General features: G+C 72.5%; 14 protein-coding genes and 1 riboswitch. Of the genes, 4 read left to right on the top strand and 10 right to left on the bottom strand.

Features of this window, described 5'->3' with window-relative positions; all coding sequences use genetic code 11:
* Window positions 1-8: 8 nt before the first annotated feature.
* Both ASD19_RS12935 and ASD19_RS12930 read right to left on the bottom strand, forming a co-directional pair.
* Window positions 9-1,535 carry an MmgE/PrpD family protein gene (locus tag ASD19_RS12935; protein ID WP_055993454.1) on the bottom strand — a complete coding sequence of 509 codons (1,527 nt, stop codon included), beginning with the start codon at window positions 1,533-1,535 and terminating at the stop codon, window positions 9-11.
* A gap of 150 nt (window positions 1,536-1,685) precedes the next feature.
* Window positions 1,686-2,552 carry an SDR family oxidoreductase gene (locus ASD19_RS12930; RefSeq protein ID WP_055993452.1) on the bottom strand — a complete coding sequence of 289 codons (867 nt, stop codon included), beginning with the start codon at window positions 2,550-2,552 and terminating at the stop codon, window positions 1,686-1,688.
* Window positions 2,553-2,716: 164 nt separating this feature from the next.
* Between ASD19_RS12930 and ASD19_RS12925 the strand changes: the two genes are divergently transcribed.
* Window positions 2,717-3,985, top strand: coding sequence for an Nramp family divalent metal transporter (locus ASD19_RS12925; RefSeq protein ID WP_055993450.1), 1,269 nt, complete (start codon window positions 2,717-2,719; stop codon window positions 3,983-3,985).
* 129 nt (window positions 3,986-4,114) lie between these two features.
* Here the strand turns inward: ASD19_RS12925 and ASD19_RS12920 are convergent, their stop codons facing one another.
* From ASD19_RS12920 to ASD19_RS12910, 3 genes are all read right to left on the bottom strand, one after another.
* Window positions 4,115-4,903: an energy-coupling factor transporter transmembrane component T family protein gene (locus ASD19_RS12920; RefSeq protein WP_055993448.1), complete on the bottom strand. Its 789-nt coding sequence runs from the start codon at window positions 4,901-4,903 to the stop codon at window positions 4,115-4,117.
* On the bottom strand, window positions 4,900-6,396 hold the full coding sequence (locus ASD19_RS12915; RefSeq protein ID WP_082543191.1) for an ABC transporter ATP-binding protein: 1,497 nt from the start codon (window positions 6,394-6,396) through the stop codon (window positions 4,900-4,902). Before ASD19_RS12915 ends, ASD19_RS12920 begins: the two co-directional genes overlap by 4 nt.
* Before the next feature lies 1 nt (window position 6,397).
* The gene (locus tag ASD19_RS12910; RefSeq protein WP_055993446.1) at window positions 6,398-7,012 is read right to left on the bottom strand and encodes an ECF transporter S component; all 615 of its coding nucleotides are present in this window, start codon (window positions 7,010-7,012) and stop codon (window positions 6,398-6,400) included.
* Window positions 7,004-7,113: riboswitch (TPP riboswitch) on the bottom strand. It overlaps the preceding gene by 9 nt.
* A gap of 90 nt (window positions 7,114-7,203) precedes the next feature.
* Between ASD19_RS12910 and ASD19_RS12905 the strand changes: the two genes are divergently transcribed.
* A complete protein-coding gene (locus tag ASD19_RS12905) occupies window positions 7,204-8,943 on the top strand; it encodes a hypothetical protein (protein ID WP_055993444.1) in 1,740 nt (579 codons plus the stop codon).
* A 114-nt stretch (window positions 8,944-9,057) separates the two neighbouring features.
* On the opposite strand, the gene ASD19_RS14860 is transcribed toward ASD19_RS12905, so the two are convergent.
* The 5 genes from ASD19_RS14860 to ASD19_RS12880 form a co-directional block, all read right to left on the bottom strand.
* On the bottom strand, window positions 9,058-9,891 hold the full coding sequence (locus ASD19_RS14860) for an endonuclease domain-containing protein (protein WP_230667896.1): 834 nt from the start codon (window positions 9,889-9,891) through the stop codon (window positions 9,058-9,060).
* 194 nt (window positions 9,892-10,085) lie between these two features.
* The gene (locus ASD19_RS12895; RefSeq protein WP_082543190.1) at window positions 10,086-12,173 is read right to left on the bottom strand and encodes an ABC transporter ATP-binding protein; all 2,088 of its coding nucleotides are present in this window, start codon (window positions 12,171-12,173) and stop codon (window positions 10,086-10,088) included.
* 67 nt (window positions 12,174-12,240) lie between these two features.
* Window positions 12,241-13,968, bottom strand: a complete 1,728-nt coding sequence (locus tag ASD19_RS12890; protein ID WP_055993442.1) for an ABC transporter ATP-binding protein — start codon at window positions 13,966-13,968, stop codon at window positions 12,241-12,243.
* Window positions 13,969-14,561: 593 nt separating this feature from the next.
* Window positions 14,562-15,293, bottom strand: coding sequence for a gamma-glutamyl-gamma-aminobutyrate hydrolase family protein (locus tag ASD19_RS12885; RefSeq protein WP_055993440.1), 732 nt, complete (start codon window positions 15,291-15,293; stop codon window positions 14,562-14,564).
* A 36-nt stretch (window positions 15,294-15,329) separates the two neighbouring features.
* Window positions 15,330-16,175 (bottom strand): TIGR03620 family F420-dependent LLM class oxidoreductase, encoded by an 846-nt coding sequence (locus ASD19_RS12880; protein WP_055993438.1) that lies wholly within the window; start codon window positions 16,173-16,175, stop codon window positions 15,330-15,332.
* A gap of 223 nt (window positions 16,176-16,398) precedes the next feature.
* Here ASD19_RS12880 and ASD19_RS12875 point away from each other — a divergent pair.
* On the top strand, window positions 16,399-17,581 hold a 1,183-nt coding region (locus ASD19_RS12875), incomplete at its 5' end, for an HNH endonuclease signature motif containing protein (RefSeq protein WP_235563052.1).
* Between the two features lie 91 nt (window positions 17,582-17,672).
* The coding region (locus ASD19_RS14145; RefSeq protein ID WP_268777930.1) for a helix-turn-helix domain-containing protein at window positions 17,673-17,802 on the top strand (130 nt) is incomplete at its 3' end.

Genomic DNA, 17,802 nt, shown 5'->3' with positions numbered 1-17,802 from the left:
CCTTTCGGTCAGAACAGGCCGCGCGGCGCCGGGATCGCCTCGAGCAGGCCGGGCTTCGCGACGATCGTGAGCGCCGCGACCTCCTCGGCCGTGAGCTCGGGCAGGCGCTGCGCGAGGTCGAGGAACCGCTCGATCTCCGCGGCCTCGAGCACGGGCTCGGCCAGCACGCGGAACTTGCGCACGTAGTCCTCGCGCGCGAACGGGTGCGCGCCCAGCGGGTGGGCGTCGGCCACCGCGATCTCCTCGACGATGCGGGTCCCGTCGGTCAGGGTGATCTCGGCGCGGCCGCCGAACGCCTTCTCGTCGGGGTCCTCGGAGTGGTAGCGGCGCGTCCACTCCGGGTCCTCGGCCGTCGTCACCTTGTGCCAGAGCGCCACGGTGTCGGTGCGGCCGGCGCGCTCGGGCGCGTACGAGTCGACGTGGTGCCACGCGCCGTCCTGCAACGCGACCGCGAAGATGTACGGGATCGAGTGGTCGAGCGTCTCGCGCGACGCGTTCGGGTCGTACTTCTGCGGGTCGTTCGCGCCGGAGCCGATCACGTAGTGCGTGTGGTGGCTCGTGTGCAGCACGATGCTCTCGACGTTCGCGGGGTCGCGCAGCTCGGGCCGCTCGGCGCCGAGGCGGCGGGCCAGGTCGATCCAGGCCTGCGCCTGGTACTCGGCCGAGTGCTCCTTCGTGTACGAGTCCAGGATGGCGCGCTTGGGCTCGCCGGCGGCGGGCAGCGGCACCTCGTAGCGGGCCTCGGGGCCGCCGAGCAGCCAGGCGATCACGCCGTCCTCGCCCTCGTAGATCGGCGACGGGCTGGTCTGGCCGCGCATCGCGCGGTCCACCGCCTCGACCGCCATCTTCCCGGCGAACGCCGGGGCGTGGGCCTTCCACGTCGAGATCTCGCCCTTGCGGCTCTGCCGCGTCGCGGTCGTGGTGTGCAGCGCCTGCGACACCGCCTGATAGATCACCTCGGGCTCCAGGCCGAGGAGCGTGCCGATGCCGGCCGCGGCGCTCGGGCCGAGGTGCGCCACGTGGTCGATCTTGTGGCGGTGCAGGCTGATCGCGCGCACGAGGTCCATCTGGATCTCGTAGCCGGTCGCGATGCCGCGCAGCAGCGCGCGGCCGTCGGCGCCGACGTGCTGCGCGACGGCCGTGACCGCCGGGATGTTGTCGCCGGGGTGGGAGTACTCCGCGGCGAGGAACGTGTCGTGGTAGTCCAGCTCGCGCACCGCGACGCCGTTCGCCCACGCGGCCCACTCGGGGCTGGTGTGCGCGTCGAGCGCGCAGCCGAACACCGTGGCGCCGGATCCGCCGCGCGAGACCGGGTGGTCGAGCGCCTGCGCGCGCGCCGAGACGACGGGGGCGCGCGTGAGCGAGGCGGCCGCGACCGCCGCGTTGTCGATCACGCGGTTGATCACCATGTCGGCGACGTCGGCCTCGACCTCGACCGGGTCGGCCGCGACCTGGGCGATCTTCCAGGCGAGCTGGTCCTCGCGGGCGAGGTTCTCGTCGCTGCGATAGGTGCGGACGGCGTGGACGACGGTCATCGGGGTCCTTCCGGGGTGGGGGCTTGTGGCCTGCGGTGAGTCTATTTCTTCAGGGAGGTGGGGACGGTCGTTCTCTCGTGGTCGTTGAGCGAGCGAAGCGAGTCGAAACGGACTGAGCGAGCGAAGCGAGTCGAAGCCTCGCCCCATCGGTCAGTCGAGGAACACGTCCGGGTACAGCTCCTCGTCGGGCGTTCCCGGCACGGCCGCGTAGCCCGACAGGTCGGTCACGCCGGCCTCGGCGAGCACGTCCTCGACGATCAGGGTCTGGCCGCTGCGCTCGGAGGCGGGCCGCGACAGCACGAGGTGCGCCGCATCCGCGTAGATCTCGGGCGTGCGGCTGCGGGCCATCAGCCGGTCGCCGCCGATCACGTTCTGCACCGCCGCGGTCGCGATCAGCGTGCGCGGCCAGAGCGTGTTCGCGGCGATCCCGTCACCGGCGAGCTCGGCGGCGATCCCGAGCGTGGCCATGGTCATCCCGAACTTGGCGAGCGAGTAGCCGGGGTGGGCGCCGAGCCACCTCGGCGTGACGTTGAGCGGCGGCGCGAGCGACAGGATGTGCGGGTTCGGGCTCTCCCGCAGCACCGGGATGGCCGCGCGGCTGAGCATGAACGTGCCGCGCACGTTGACGTCCTGCATCAGGTCGTACTTCTTGGGCGAGAGCGCCTCGGTGCCGGACAGATCGATCACGCTGGCGTTGTTCACCACCGCGTCGATGCCGCCGAACTCCCCCACGGTGGCGAGCACCGCATGTGCGATCGCGTCGTCGTCGCGCACGTCGCCCACGATCGGCAGCGCGCGGCCGCCGGCCTCGCGGATCCACTCCGCGGCCGTGTGTATCGTGCCCTCGAGCTTCGGATGCGGGGTGTCGGTCTTCGCGAGCAGCGCGATGTTGGCGCCGTCGCGCGCCGCCCGGATCGCGATCGCCAGGCCGATGCCGCGGCTGCCGCCGGACATCAGGATCGTGCGCCCCTCCAGGGGCCGGGTCGCGTCGACGGGACGATGGGCGGGGTATGACATCCGTGCTCCTCCTGCCCGCGCGCCATCGCGGGGGCTCTCGAAAGCCTACGCGGGGCCGACCCGGGCACTGCCCGCACGTCCTCCGCCCCGGCGCGCGGGCACGCCCCTAGACTCGGGCCCGGGCCGCTCACAGCGGAATCCCAGGTTCCGATCGAGGAGGACGGATGAGCACGCAGGAGACAGAGAAGCCTCGCTGGAGGATCATCGGACCCGGCCTCGTCGTCGCCGCCACGGGCGTCGGCTCGGCCGACATGGTGGCCACGCTGGTCGCCGGCTCCAACTACGGGTACATGCTGCTGTGGGCGGTGATCCTGGGCGTGATCCTGAAGATCGTGCTCGTCGAGGGCGCCGGCCGCTACACGGTCGCGACCGGCAACACGATCTTCGAGGGCTGGCGGTCGCTCGGCCGCTGGCCGGTCTGGTACTTCGCGCCCTACATCGTGATCTGGGGCTTCGTGTACGCCGCCTCGGCCATGAGCTCGACCGCCCTGCCGATCGCGGCGCTGTTCCCCGAGGGGACGTTCTTCGCCCAGGTGTGGCCGTGGGCCATCGCGATGGGCCTGCTGGGCTTCGTGCTCGTGTGGTTCGGCCGGTACCGCTTCTTCGAGCGCATCACGGCGTTCCTCGTCGGCCTCATGTTCGTGACGATCGTCATCCTGGCGGTCATCGCCGCACCGAACTTCCTCGAGACGATCGGCGGCCTGGTGCCGATGATCCCCGAGGGCGGCGTGTTCAACACGCTCGCGCTCGCGGGCGGCGTCGGCGGCACCATCACGCTCGCGGCATACGGCTACTGGCTGCGCGAGAAGGGCTGGGACAAGCCGCGCTTCCTGCGCGTGATGCGCATCGACAACACCATGGCGTACGTCATGACCGGCATCTTCGTGATCTCGATGCTGATCGTCGGCGCCGAGGTCGTCCGCGCCGCCGGCGTCGCGCTCGCGGCCGGCGACCAGGGCCTGCTCGAGCTCGACGGCGTGCTGCGGGAGCGCTACGGCGACTTCATCGGCGTCTGGTTCCTGATCGGCTTCTGGGCCGCCGGCTTCTCGTCCGTGCTCGGCGTGTGGAACGGCGTCTCGCTGATGTTCGCCGACTTCATGGGCAACGTCACGGGCAAGGGATCGGACCACCCCGACTCGCGCCTGAACGGCAAGTGGTTCAAGGTCTACCTGCTGTGGCTGACCTTCCCGCCGATGCTCATGCTGTTCCTGAACCAGCCGATCTTCCTCGTCCTGCTGTACGGGTTCCTCGGCGCGCTGTTCATGCCGTTCCTCGCGATCACGCTGCTGCCGATCCTGAACACGGATCGCGTCCCGCGCGAGTACCGCAACAAGTGGTACCTGAACGTCGCGCTCGGCATCACGGCGCTGCTGTTCATCGTCCTGGGCGTCTACCAGGCGGTGCAGGCGATCACCAAGGCGTTCGGCGGCTGACGGCCGTCCTCGCCGCGCGGGCCCCCGACCTCCCGTCGGGGGCCCGCGTGCGTTCGGGCATGGACGGGGCATGCCCGTCCCCGCGAAGGAGACGCCCGGGCCGGCGCGGGTGCGCGACCCGAGCCGACCTCAGGACGGGCCGACGATGAAGTTCCACGAGCCCGTCGCGACGGCCACGGCCACGGCCGTGAGGCCGATCCCGGCGCCGGCCGCGAGCAGCAGCCACTCGCGCGCGCCCCACGGCGAGATCCGCGCCCAGGTGCGCTCCCCGTGAGCGCCGAAGCCGCGCGCCTCCATGGACGTCGCGAGCGCCGAGCCGCGCCGGATGGCGAGCACGATCAGCGCGAAGGCCATTCCCAGCACGCGGCGCAGCCGTCCGGTGTCCGCGACCCCGCGCGCGCGGCGCGCGACCTCCAGCTCCCGCCAGTCGTCGACCAGCAGCCCCACCAGGCGCAGGCCGCCCAGCGCGCCGAGGACGAACCGCGCGGGCAGCCGCGCCCGCTGCGCCAGGCCGTCGGCCAGATCCGTCGGATCGACCGTCGCGAACAGCACGACGCTCGGCAGCGCGAGCGCCAGGATGCGCAGGACGGTGGCCGCGGCGAGCGCGAGAGAGCCGTCCGAGATGCGCACGAAGAGCCAGTCCAGGTGCACCGTGCCCGACGTCTCGCCGTAGAGCGCGATGGTCACCCCGGTGAGCGGAGCCGCGATCCACACGGGCGCCGTGCGCGCCCAGAAGCGACGCCATCCGAGACCCGACATCGCCAGCAGCGGCACGGACAGGAGCAGCGCGACGGCCGCCGACACCCAGTCGATCGTGAGCACCAGCGGGGCGGCCATGAGGAGCGCGGCGCCCAGCTTCGCGACCGGGTTGACGCGGGCGAGCGGGCCGGCGGGGACCAGCGGGGTCGGAAGGATCATGTCCCGACCCCGGCCGTGAGGCTGAGGCGGCGCGCGTGCAGCGCCTCGAGCACATCGGCGTCGTGCGTGATCGCGACGACGCCCGCCCCGGGCGCCCCGTCGCGGCCGTCGCGCAGCGACGCGATGATCGCGACCAGCTCGGCCCACGTGCGCGCATCCTGGCCGAACGTCGGCTCGTCGAGCACGACCACCCTCGGACGCGTCGCCAGCATCGCGGCGACGGTCAGCCTCCGCTTCTCGCCGCCGGAGAGCGTGTGGGGGTTGGCCTCGGCGAGATGCGCGAGCCGGAGCCGCTCGAGCAGCTCGTCGACCCGCGCCGCGATCTCGCCCTCGGGCAGGCGCAGGGCGCGGGGACCGACCTCGAGCTCGCGGCGGACGGTGGTGGAGAGCAGCTGGTGATCCGGGGACTGCAGCACGGTCCCGATGCGCGTGAGCAGCTGCCGCGACGACCAGCGGATCGGCGCCTCGCCGATCCCGCCCGCGAGCGCCGGCCCGGCGACGACCCGGCCTCCCGCCGGTGGAAGCAGCCCGGCCAGCGTGCGGCCGAGCGTCGACTTGCCCGCGCCGTTCGGCCCGACGACGCCGAGGACCTCGCCGGCGCGCACGTCCACGTCGAGCGGGCCCGCCACGCGGCGGCCGCGTACGCGCGCGACCTCGAGCGCGCGTCCCGACAGCAGGACCTCGCCGGGCGCCGCGGCCGGCGGCGCCGGGTGGCGCGGCGCGATCCCGGGCACCCAGACGCCGAGCGCGGCGAGCTCGGCGCCCCGGTCGCGCAGCACGTCGGCGACCGGGCCGTCCGCGATCACGCCCGCGTCCCCCGCTCCCAGCACGATGATCCGGTCGACGATCGGCAGCCACACGTCCACGCGATGCTCCACCACGACGAGGGTCGCGCCCGTGCGGTCCAGTACGCGGCCCACGGCGTCACGCACCGCGATCGCGCCCGCGGGATCGAGGTTGGCGGTGGGCTCGTCGAGCAGCAGCAGCCCGGGGCGCATGGCGAGCGCCCCGGCGAGCGCGAGGCGCTGCTTCTGTCCGCCGGACAGCGCGGTCGTGGACCGGTCGAGCGGCACGTCGAGGCCCACGAGGTCCAGCGCCTCGCCGACGCGCGGCCAGATGTCGTGCCGCGGCACCCCGAGGTTCTCGCAGCCGAACGCGACGTCGTCGCCGACGCGGTGCAGGACGGCCTGGGTGTCGGGATCCTGCTGCACCAGCCCGGCGCGACCGCGGACCGCCGCGGGCGGGTGCCCGTCGATCGTCAGGGTGCCGGCGTGCTCGCCCTCGTCGTCGCCGCCCAGCACGCCCGCGAGAGCGTGCAGCAGCGTGGACTTCCCCGAGCCGCTCGCGCCGAGCAGCAGGACGCGTTCGCCCGCGTCGATCCGCAGGTCGATGCCGGAGGCGGCCCACGCGCGGCGGCTGGCGTAGCGCCATCCCCAGCCGCGCGCATCGACGGCGGCCGGGGACACGGCCCCGGTCGCCGGAGAGGCCGTCACGTCAGACGCGCCTGGCGACCGCGCGCCCGGCCGCGAACCGGTTCAGCGCGCCGGTCGCCGCGAGGCCGCGGACGATCGCCCAGCCGCCGAGCCCCGCGATGACCGCGCCCGACACCGTGGTCGAGGCGATGTACACGGTCGTGAACAGCGCGTCGGCGCCCGCGTACCAGAGGACGCGGTCGTTGATGCCGGCCGCGAGGCCCGCGCCGGCGCCCGCCAGCACCGCGACCGGCAGGCGGAACGACCTGTACAGGAAGATCGCGAGGATGATCTCGGCGCCGAGGCCCTGCACGAGGCCCGACACGATCGTCAGCGCGCCCCACTGGTTGCCGACGAGCGCGGAGATGACCGCGGCGAGCAGCTCGGTGTAGAGCGCGGCGCCCGGCTTGCGGATGACGAGGCCGCCGATCACCCCGGCGATGAGCCAGGGGCCGGTGAGCAGGCCGCCCAGACCGGGCAGCAGCGGCGCGAGCAGCTCGCTCGGGCCGATGTAGGCGACGTTCCAGACGAGGAACACCACGGCGCAGGCCACGGCGATGACGCTGGCGACGACGATGTCGACGACGCGCCAGGTGAAGCGGCGGGTGCCCGGGGTGGCGGGTGCGGACGTGTTCATCTCTCTCCTCCCTGCGCCGGCATGATCCGGATCAGGTTCGACGGTCGAAGCGCGGGTCGCTTCCTCTCAGCCCGGCTCGCCGGACTCCCGTGGTGTGTGAGGGACATTCTAGGGCGATCCGGCGGGTGAGGTTCGCCGCCGGGGCCCGCGATCTCCGGCTGACTCCCGGCATCCGCGGGTACCGTAGGCGGGTGGCAATCGACGACTCCCCCCACGACGATCTCCGCGAGGGTTTCCGCGGCGCGATCGACGATGCGTCCGTCGCCACGGTGCCGGTGGCAGCGACCCCCGTCGCCGAGGCGCCGCCCCTGCGCCGTGCGGTGACGGCGCACGACATCGACCCCCTGCCCGAGACGCCCGTGGTGCCCGAGCAGCCCGCGATCCGTCGCGGCATCGGCTCGCTGTTCGACCAGCGCACCGCCGATGCGCCCGTGACCGAGGCGGCCACGGCCCTGGCGGGCGCCGCGCTGACGGATGCGCCCCCGGCGGATGCTCCGACCGGGGCCGAGGCGCTGGCCGTGCCCGCACCGGAGACCCCGACGTCGCTCGAGGAGGCCGCCGGCGCCGCGGTCGAGGCGCCGCACGCAGCGGTGGCGGACGCGCCCCGCACCGACACCGCCGCTCTGGCCTGGATCGACCCGGCCACCGTCGCCCCCAAGCCCGAGGCGGCCCCCGCGCCGTCGCCCGCGTTCGACCTGGTCCCCACCCGCCGCGAGAGGCGCCCCTCCGTCGCGGCCCCGCTGATCACAGCCGGCGTCCTCGCGCTCGGCTACGTGGGCGGCTGCGCCTTCTGGCCGCTCGCGAACGTCGCCCCCGCGGTCTCGGCCGCGACGGTCGACCCGGCGCCCGGTCATCCGCTCGCCGTGACCTGGCCCGCGGACGGCTCCGCCGCCGTCGGCGCCGAGGGCCTCGGCACGGTCCCGGCCTCCAGCGCCGCGCGCGCGCCCATGGCCAGCATCGCCAAGGTCGTGACCGCGCTCATGATCCTCGAGAAGGCGCCGCTCGCGGTGGGCGAGCAGGGGCCGTCCTACGCGTTCGACTACGCCGACAGCCAGGAGTACTGGCAGTACCGCGTGGCGAACGAGTCGGCGCTCGACGTGCCCGTGGACGGCACGCTCACGCAGCGGCAGCTGCTCGAGGGCATCCTGATCGGCTCGGCCAACAACTACGTGGATCGCCTGACGACGGAGCTGTGGGGCTCGAAGGACGCGTTCGCCCTCGCCGTGCCGGAGTGGCTCCAGGCGCACGGCCTGTCGGGCATCACGATGGTCGACCCGAGCGGCATCGACCCGGACAACACGGCGACCCCCGCGTCGCTGGTCACCCTCGCGAGCCTGGCGCTGGCGAACCCCGTGATCGCGGAGATCGTGGCGATGCCCGAGACGGAACTCCCGGGCGCCGGCGTGGTCGAGAACAGCAATCCGCTGATCGGGGACCCCGGCGTCGTCGGCATCAAGACCGGCACCCTGTCCGAGTGGTGGATCGAGTCGTGGAACCTGCTCACGGCCAAGGACGTCACGATCGGCCAGACCACCGTGCGGCTGTACGCCTCGGTGCTCGGCCAGCCCGACGAGGAGACCCGCGCGAGCGTCAGCCGCACGCTGCTCGAGCAGGTGGAGCAGTCCCTGCAGCCCGCCCCGACCGTCGCATCCGGCACCACCGTCGCGAACGTCACGACCGAGTGGGGCGAGCCGGTCGAGGTGGTCACGGGCGACGACGCCGAGGTCGTGCTGTGGGACCGCGGCACCCCCGAGGTCCAGTCGGACTACGAGGTCGAGGTCGGCACCGCGTCGGGCGCGGAGGTCGGCACGCTCACCGCGACTGGGCCGTTCGACTCGGCCACGGTCCCCCTGGTGCTCGAGGGCGACCTCGAGGGCCCCAGCCTGCTCTGGCGGCTCTCGCACCCGCTCGACCTGCTCGGCCTGCAGTAGCGCGCCGCCGCACGCGCCCGCCCCCGCCCTGGCGCGAGGAGAAATCCCCGATCCAGGACGAATGCCCATGAGATCGGCCTCGCGCGTGGATTTCTCCTCCGCGGAGGTCGGCGTTCAACGGCGGATGCGGTGCAGCCCCTGCGCGATGGCGGTCACCACGAGGTCCTGCACCGCGGCCCAGTCGTCCATGATCTGCCAATAGCCGATCCGGATGACGTGGTAGCCCATCAGGCGCAGGCGAGCGTCGTGCTCGTTGTCGCGCAGGCGCTGAGCGTCGACGTGATGACCGCCGTCGATCTGGATCACCAGCCGGTCGCCGATGAGGAGATCGACGGGCCGCGCGGCGATGACCACCTGGCGCCGGATCGGCAGCCCCAGCCGGAGGAGGCGCAGGCGCGAGAACACGATCGACTCGGTGCCCTCATCCGCGAGCGGCCGCGCATCCGCGAGCAGCCGTCGGGCGTCGGGCGGCAGCGGCAGGCCGCGCAGCACGTCGAGGTCGACGAGGTGCCTCCGGATGGCCGCCTCCCACGCCGCAAGGCCGGCCTCGTAGGGCTGGCACGTCGCGAGGATCACCAGCGCGTTGATCAGCGAATCCTCGAGAGCGTCGGGGTCGCGCGGGATGACCGGGGTCGCCCAGTGCACGTGCGCGGTCGTCTCGCGCTGCAGCTGTCCGTTCGGGCGGATGGCGACGTGCGGTTGCGTCACGGTATCGGTCCAGAGCCCGCGCCGCTGCGCGACCGTGACGCACGAGAGCACCACGCCGACCTCGACCGCCGAGCGCCAGGCCGGGTCGACGGAGGGCAGGCACATCCAGCCGTGGCGGGGTCGCTGCACCGCGCCGCTGTGCAGCGCGCCGCGCAGCGCGTGCCGCGTGACACCGAGCCTGTGGAGCGCGGGGGTGCGCGCGATGCCTCCGAAGCGGGCGAGCGCGGTGACGGGATCCATGCGCCCATGCTGGCCACCCGGCCCGGTCCCGCGGTCGGCCTGACTCGCCAAGATGAGCAACCGGGCCATCCCTGGGCCTGTGGACGACGCCGGCCGGAGTGGTGACCGCCTCCAGCCGAGGAGGAATCCACCTGCGAGGAGCGGAGCGCCGGGTTCCGCCCTCGGAGGTGGATCTCTCCTCGGCTCAGGTCGCGTCAGGCCGTGGGCTCCTCCGGCGCGCCCGCGGCCGCGGGCACCTCGATCACGCCGGTGTCGGTGGCCGTCTCCTGCGCCTCGACCGCGTCGAGGTCGACCGCGGCATGCTCGAACTGCGACCGGTACAGGCGCCAGTAGGCGCCCTCGCGGGCGATCAGCTCCTCGTGCGTGCCCTGCTCCACGATGTCGCCGTGCTCCATCACGAGGATGAGGTCGGCGTCGCGGATGGTCGACAGGCGGTGCGCGATCACGAACGACGTGCGGCCCTTCCGCAGCGCCGCCATGGCGTGCTGCAGCAGCTGCTCGGTGCGGGTGTCGACCGAGCTGGTGGCCTCATCCAGGATCAGCACGCTCGGCTGCGACACGAACGCGCGCGCGATCGTGATCAGCTGACGCTCGCCGGCCGACACGTTGGCCGCGTCCTCCTCGAGCACCGTGTCGTACCCGTCGGGCAGGGTGTGCACGAACCGGTCGACGTAGGTCGCCTTCGCGGCCGCGATCACCTCGTCATCCGTGGCGCTCTGCCGGCCGTAGCGGATGTTCTCCCGGATCGTCCCCGAGAACAGCCACGGGTCCTGCAGCACCATGCCCGCCCGCGCGCGCACGTCGTGCCGGGTCATCTTCGAGGTGTCCTGGCCGTCGAGCAGGATCGCCCCGCCGTCGAGCTCGTAGAACCGCATGATCAGGTTCACCAGCGTGGTCTTGCCGGCGCCGGTCGGCCCCACGATCGCCACGGTCTGACCCGGCTCGACCCGGAAGGACAGGTCCCGGATGAGCGGGCTCTCGGGCGTGTACGAGAACGACACGTTGCGGAACTCGATCACGCCGCGCCCGTCGGGCGCCGCGGGGGCGTCCTCGGCGTCGGGCTCCTGCTCGGGCTCGTCGAGCAGCTCGAAGACCCGCTCGGCCGAGGCCGTGCCGGACATGACCGCGCTGGTCATGCCGCCGAGCTCCATGAGCGGCTGGGTGAACTGCTGCGAGTACTGCACGAACGCCTGCACGTCACCGATCCGGAGCTGCCCGCTCGCGACCATGACGCCGCCGAGCACCGCGATGCCCGCGTAGGTGAGCGAGCCGATGAACTGCACGCTCGGCATCATGAGGCCCGAGAAGAACTGGGCCCGGAACGCCGACTCGAACAGGTCGTCGTTCTCCTTCGCGAACGCGTCGGAGTTCGACTTCTCACGGCCGTACACCTTGACCAGCGCGTGGCCGGAGAACGACTCCTCGACGCGGGCGTTGAGGCGGCCCACCTTGGCCCACTGCGCCTGGAACGCCTTCTGCGAGCGCGGGCCGATGACGCCGAAGATCACGGCCATCAGCGGCAGCGCCACGAGCGCGACCAGCGCCAGCTGCCACGAGATCGAGAACATCATGATCAGCACGCCGACCACCGTCAGGATCGACGTGACGGCGCCGGACAGCGACTGCTGCAGCGTCTGCGTCATGTTGTCGATGTCGTTCGTGACGCGCGAGATGAGCTCGCCGCGCTGCACCTTGTCGAAGTACGCCAGGGGCAGGCGGTTGATCTTCTCCTCGACGCGCTGACGCACGCGCCACATGGTCTTGACCATGATCACGTTGATCACGTAGCCCTGCACCCACTGCAGCAGCGCCGAGACCACGTAGAGCGCGAGCACCCAGCGGATCACCACGGCCAGCGCCGCGAAGTCGATGCCGCGCCCGAGCTCGAAGTGCTCCATGGCCGCGATCGTGTTCGCGAAGTCGGTCTGACCCGCCTGGCGCAGCGCCTCGACGACCTGCTCCTGGGTCATCCCGGCCGGGAACTGCGCCCCGAGCACCGACGACATGAAACCCTCGAACACGATGTTCGTGGCCTCGCCGAGCACCTTGGGCGCGGCGATCGACAGGATCACGCCGGCGGCGCCCAGCACCATGACCAGCGCGAACACCCACTTGTACGGGCCGAGCAGCCCGATGAAGCGGAGGAAGCTGGGCCCGAAGCTCTTGGGCTTGCCGGGCGGCGGGGCGTCCCAGCCGCCGCCCTGCTGGCGCGCCTTCTCGGCGAGCTCGGCCTCGATCCGGGCCTGCTCCTCGTTCACGGTCTCGTTCTCGACGGCGCTCACAGGAACGACTCCCCTCGGAGGATGCGGGCGGAGAACTGCGCCGACGTCCTCGGCATCACCACGCGCCTCATGCCTCGACCCCCAGCTGCGAGTCCACGATCTCGCGGTACGTGTCGCTGCTCTCGAGCAGCTCGTCGTGCGTGCCCACGCCGGCCACGCGGCCGCCGTCCAGCACCACGATGCGGTCGGCGTCAGTGATGGTCGACACGCGCTGCGCGACCACGATCTTCGTCACGCCGGGCAGCTCCCGCCACAGCGCCTGGCGCAGGCGCGCGTCGGTCGTGAGGTCGAGCGCCGAGAACGAGTCGTCGAAGATCAGGATGTCGGGCCGGCTCACGATCGCGCGGGCGATCGCCAGCCGCTGGCGCTGACCGCCCGAGACGTTGGTGCCGCCCTGGGCGATCGGCTCTTCGAGCCCGCGCGGCTTCTCGCGCACGAAGTCGGCCGCCTGTGCGATCTCGAGGGCGGCCCACAGCTCGTCGTCGGTGGCGTCCTCGCGGCCGAACCGCAGGTTGGACGCGATCGTGCCGTTGAACAGGAAGGGCCGCTGCGGCACCAGGCCGATGCCGGCCCACAGCGCGTCCAGGTCGGCCTCGCGCACGTCCACGCCCGCGACCTTCACCGATCCGGCCGTGACGTCGTAGAGCCGCGGGATGAGGTTGATCAGCGTGGTCTTGCCCACCCCGGTGGACCCCACGATCGCGACGGTCTCGCCCGGATCCGCGCGGAAGCTCACGCCCTGGATGACCGGCTCGTCCGCGCCCGGGTACGTGAACGCGACGTCCTCGAGCACGACCTCGCCGCGCCGCGGCAGGTGCGACACCGCCTCGGCCGGCCGCTGCAGCGAGCTGTCGACAGCGAGCACCTCGCCCACGCGGTCGGCCGACACGGCGGCGCGCGGGATCATCACGGTCATGAACGCGGCCATCATCACGCCGCCGAGGATCTGGCCGACGTACTGCATGAACGCGAACAGGGTGCCGATCTCGACGCTGCCCTCGTCGACCTCGAACGCGCCGAACCACACGACCGAGACCACCGTGACGTTGAGCACCAGCATGACGAGCGGGAACATCAGCACGAACAGCGATCCGACCTTGCGGCCGACGATCATGATCTCGTCGTTCGCGGCGCCGAAGCGCTCCTCCTCGATCGGCTCGCGCACGAACGCGCGCACGACGCGCACGCCCGTGAGCTGCTCCCGCATGACGCGGTTCACGCCGTCGAGCTTGGTCTGGTAGCTGCGGAACAGCGGCACCATGCGCCAGATGATCAGGCCCATGAGCACGAGCAGCACCGGCACGGCGACGCCGATGATCCAGCTGAGGCCGACGTCCTGACGGACCGCCATGATGATGCCGCCGATCGCCAGCATCGGCGCCTGCACGAGCATGGTCGCGCCCATCATCGCGAGCATCTGGATCTGCTGCACGTCGTTGGTGTTGCGCGTGATGAGCGATCCGGACCCGAACTGCGAGACCTCGCGCTCGGAGAACGAGCTGACCCGCTCGAACACGGCGCGGCGGATGTCGCGGCCGGCCGCCATCGCGGACCGCGCGGCGCAGGCCGTCGCGATGATCGACGCGACGATCTGACCGAGCGAGACCGCGAGCATCACCAGGCCGGTGCGGATGATGAAGCCGGTGTCGCCCTCGGCGACTCCCTCGTCGATGATGTCTGCGTTGAGGGACGGAAGGTACAGGGCGGCGAGGGCCGCGGCGAACTGGAACACCAGCACGCCGGCGAGCAGCCATCTGTATCGCCGGAGATATCGGAACAGGAGCTTGCCGAGCACAGGGGCCTCCACGGGGAACTCCCCGCGCGTGCGCGCACGGGACCCATAGAGACTGCCACCGACCTCCGACATCCTCCAGTCGCGGACGGCCCTGTCCGCTGACGGCGGAATCCCAGGCCATCCCGCACTTCCGGCGATCCGGGAAATCCGTCGCGCGACGGATGCGCGCGCGACCGCGAGGGGATAGAGAAGGCCCCGGAGATCCGAGTCGATCGGCTCTCCGGGGCCCGTGCTGGTGGCGGGGACTTGCCAGTGGCGCTCCCACTCGGGCAGCGCACGACGGGTGAGCGCCTCGAGGGAGAAGTATTCGCCCCACAGCGAGCCCTCGTCGGCGCCGATGCCGCGCGGGAACTCGCCTCGTGGTTCATCGCGAAGCCGTACACGCTCCGCGCCTCGCCGCGGGCCCAGCGCGACTCGTCGAACGCGCCCTGTTCGGTCGCGCCGCGCAGCGGCTCACCGGTCTCGGCGTCCCAGTCCGTGGGCCGCTCCGGCCTCGGACGGGCCTCCGGGGCGTCGAGACGATGTCGCCGGGCTCCAGGGCTCCAGGGCTCCGGACTCGTCGCGCGCGCCGCGCCCCCGGGGTGATCGTTCGCTCAGGCGGGTGCGGGCTCGGACGCGGCGGGCGCGTCCTGTGCCCGGAGCTGCGCCTCGAGCCGGCGCAGCAGCGGCACGAGCTGCTCGCGCGCGGTGTCGGGGTGCTCGGGATGCCACTGCACACCAGTGACCGGCGCGGCGGCGTGCACGACCGCCTCGACCACGCCGTCGGGCGCGCGGGCGACGACCTCGAGGCCGGGCGCGAGCTCGCCCACCGCCTGGTGGTGCGTGCAGCGGCCCGGCGCGGCGGGATCCACGTCGCCCGCGAGGGCGTTCGCGATCGTCAGGCGCGTGCGCACGTACGGATCCGGCGCGTCCGGCAGGCGGTGGCCCGCCATGTCCTGGATGAGGGTGCCGCCGAGCGCGACGTTCATGACCTGCAGGCCCCGGCAGATGCCCAGCAGGGGCTTGCGGATCCGGATGGCCTCGCGGACGACCGCGATGTGCGCCTCGTCGGCCGCGGGCACGTGGTGGCCGCTGCCGGGGTACTCGGCGGCGCCGCCGTAGCGCGACGGCTCGACGTCCTCGCCGCCCATCAGCAGCAGGACGTCGGCGCGCTCGACGGCGTCCAGGCTCGCCTCGACCGGATGCTCGGCCGAGTACACGACGTCGGCCTCCCAGCCGAGCTCGTCGATCGCGGCGCGCAGCCCGCTGTCGAGGTGGTCGAGCAGGGCCTGATAGCCCGGGGCCTGCGGCCGCTCGCGCCGCAGATGGAACACGCCGATCCGCATGCGTCCAGAATCCCACGGGCGGGGGGGCGGATGCGCTCAGCGCGTGAGGGTGAGCGCCTCGGCGAGCTGTTCGAGCGCGCCGAGCGGGTCGTCGCCGAGGGCCTGCGCGGCGACGTGATCCGCGCCGGCGTCCAGATGGGCCCGCAGGCCGGCGACGGCCGCACCGGCCGTAGGGTTCGCGGCGACCAGGTCGATCAGCTCGTCCGAGCCGCCGTCGGCGAACGCGGCCTCGCCGACGCCGAAGCGCCGCAGCGCGCCGACGTAGTTCTCGAGCGAGAAGTAGCGGCGCAGGTAGCGGCGCGCGACCGCGCGCGCGTGCTCCTGGTCGTCGGAGATCACGACCTTGAGCTCCGGGGCGAGCAGCGCCCCGGGACGAGCCGCGTCGAGGACGCCGCGCGCGTGCCGCGTGTGCGCCGGGACCGTGAGATACGGATGAGCGCCCAGCGAGCGCTCCGCGGCGAGCGTGAGCGTGCGGTCGCCCAGCGCGGCCAGGAGACGCCGGTCGCGCCCGACGCCCTCGGCGTCCAGCACGTCGAGGTACGCCGTGAGCGCGGCCAGCGGACGGACGCGGTGGGGTGTCGCCTCGCGATGGCCCGAGCCGATGCCGAGCACGAAGCGACCCGGATGGCGCTCCTCGATCCGGCGGGCCGACCGGGCGATGCTTCGCGCGTCGTCCTTCCAGATGTTCACGATGCCGGTCGCGACCACGATCCGCTCCGTCGCGTCGAGGAGCTCCTCCACGATCCCGAGGTCGCCGCCCGGCGAGCCGCCGACCCAGAGCGTGCCGAAGCCGAGCCGCTCCACCCCGCGCGCGAAGTCCGCGTCCAGCGCCGCCGCGCCGCGCCAGACTCCGTACGTCCCGAATCCCGCCGTGCTCACCATGCCGCCAGTGTGCCAGCGCGAACCCACCCTGTGGTCGTTGAGCGGTGCGAGCGCCAGCGAGCGGAGTCGAAACGTGTCCGAACCCTCCCTGCCGACCAACCCACCGCTCGTCCACAGGGCACCGCCCGCGAGGACTTCTCCACAGATTCGGTTTGAATCGCTGATCTGCGCTTTCCGGCCCGGTGAATGTCGGTGGCCCGGAGGAGAATCGGGCCATGACNNNGGAGTTCGCGGTCGCCGGGCGGATGTCAGACCGCACGATCCGGGCCCGGATGGAGTGGGCGGTCGACCTCGTCGACGGGTTCCCGGCCACGTTCGCCCTGTTCGAGGAGGGCCGGATCAGCGAGGCCCATGTCCGCGCGATCGTCGACGCCGGCAGTCGCCTCGAGGATGACGACTCCCGGGCGGAGTTCGAGCAGATCATCCTGCCGCGAGCGGTGAAGCTCACCGCGGGGCAGCTGGGCTCGCTGGCGCGGAAGCTCGCGGATGACATCGAGCCGTTGCCGTTGGAGGAGCGCCTGCCGCGAGCGGTGAAGCTCACCGCGGGGCAGCTGGGCTCGCTGGCGCGGAAGCTCGCGGATGACATCGAGCCGTTGCCGTTGGAGGAGCGGCACGAAGAGGCCATGGCCGACCGCTCCCTGCGGGCGGCGCCGCTCCCGGACGGGATGGGCGAGTTGACCTACATCGGTCCGGCGGTGACGGTGTACGCGATGCACGACCGGGCCACTCAGATGGCGCGCACGATCTACCGCACCAAGGATGAGACCGACGAGCGGACGTTGGATCAGATCCGGGCGGACGTGTTCGCCGAGATCGCCCTCGCCGGTCTCCCGACCGCGGATTTGATCGACCAGCACGGCGGCGACGCCCTCACGAAGATCACCGCCACCGTTCAGGTCACCGTCCCGTGGCAGTCACTGACCGGTGTCGGTGAGGAGTCCGCGTTCCTCGCCGGGTACGGCCCCATCCCCGCGGAGGCCGCGCGCCGCCTGGCCGGGGAGGCCGCGACCTGGGTCCGCTTGTTCCAGGACCCCGACACCGGGTGCCTGAAGACGGTCGACACCTACACGCCCACGAAAGCGCAGCGGCGCTTCCTCATCGCCCGGGACGAGCACTGCCGCTTCCCCGGCTGCCGGCAACCCGCCATCCGCTGCGAGGACGACCACACCATCCCGTACTCCCACGGCGGCCCCACCACCGTCCGCAACCTCGCCAACCTCTGCCGCGCCCACCACGTCCTCAAACACAACTCGAACTGGAACTTCCGTCACGGGCCCGGCGGGGTCATCGAGGTCATCAGCCCCACCGGCAGGGCCGTCAAGCACAAACCCACACCGGTCGTGAGGTTCGAAGCATCCGCCGAGATCGCCCGCGCCGATCTCGGCACCGACCCGCCGCCGTTCTAGGTGTACCCGGTCGGCACGTTGGTGACACTCGGGTAGGGAGAAGGCCTCCACGATTGGTGGTGTCTAACGTCACCGAAGTGGAGGCCTTCTCTTGGTCCACCGTAATGCGCGGCTCACTGTCGCGGGCCGTCTGATTCTCGTGCGCCGGGTCCTCGCCGGCCGTCCTGTCGCGCACGTCGCGAAGGAGATGGGCATCTCGCGCCAGTGCGCTCACCGCTGGC

Source organism: Microbacterium sp. Root53, assembly GCF_001426925.1.
Classification (GTDB): Bacteria; Actinomycetota; Actinomycetes; order Actinomycetales; family Microbacteriaceae; genus Microbacterium.
The sequence above is the reverse complement of the archived record's forward strand: the minus strand, read 5'-3'. Positions and strand labels throughout refer to the sequence as shown.

What these genes read in the sequence shown, in the direction of transcription:
- ASD19_RS12935 (WP_055993454.1), bottom strand. Translation starts at nt 1,535, where the DNA reads ATGACCGTCGTCCACGCCGTCCGCACCTATCGCAGCGACGAGAACCTC.
- ASD19_RS12930 (WP_055993452.1), bottom strand. Translation starts at nt 2,552, where the DNA reads ATGTCATACCCCGCCCATCGTCCCGTCGACGCGACCCGGCCCCTGGAG.
- ASD19_RS12925 (WP_055993450.1), top strand. Translation starts at nt 2,717, where the DNA reads ATGAGCACGCAGGAGACAGAGAAGCCTCGCTGGAGGATCATCGGACCC.
- ASD19_RS12920 (WP_055993448.1), bottom strand. Translation starts at nt 4,903, where the DNA reads ATGATCCTTCCGACCCCGCTGGTCCCCGCCGGCCCGCTCGCCCGCGTC.
- ASD19_RS12910 (WP_055993446.1), bottom strand. Translation starts at nt 7,012, where the DNA reads ATGAACACGTCCGCACCCGCCACCCCGGGCACCCGCCGCTTCACCTGG.
- ASD19_RS14860 (WP_230667896.1), bottom strand. Translation starts at nt 9,891, where the DNA reads ATGGATCCCGTCACCGCGCTCGCCCGCTTCGGAGGCATCGCGCGCACC.
- ASD19_RS12885 (WP_055993440.1), bottom strand. Translation starts at nt 15,293, where the DNA reads ATGCGGATCGGCGTGTTCCATCTGCGGCGCGAGCGGCCGCAGGCCCCG.
- ASD19_RS12880 (WP_055993438.1), bottom strand. Translation starts at nt 16,175, where the DNA reads ATGGTGAGCACGGCGGGATTCGGGACGTACGGAGTCTGGCGCGGCGCG.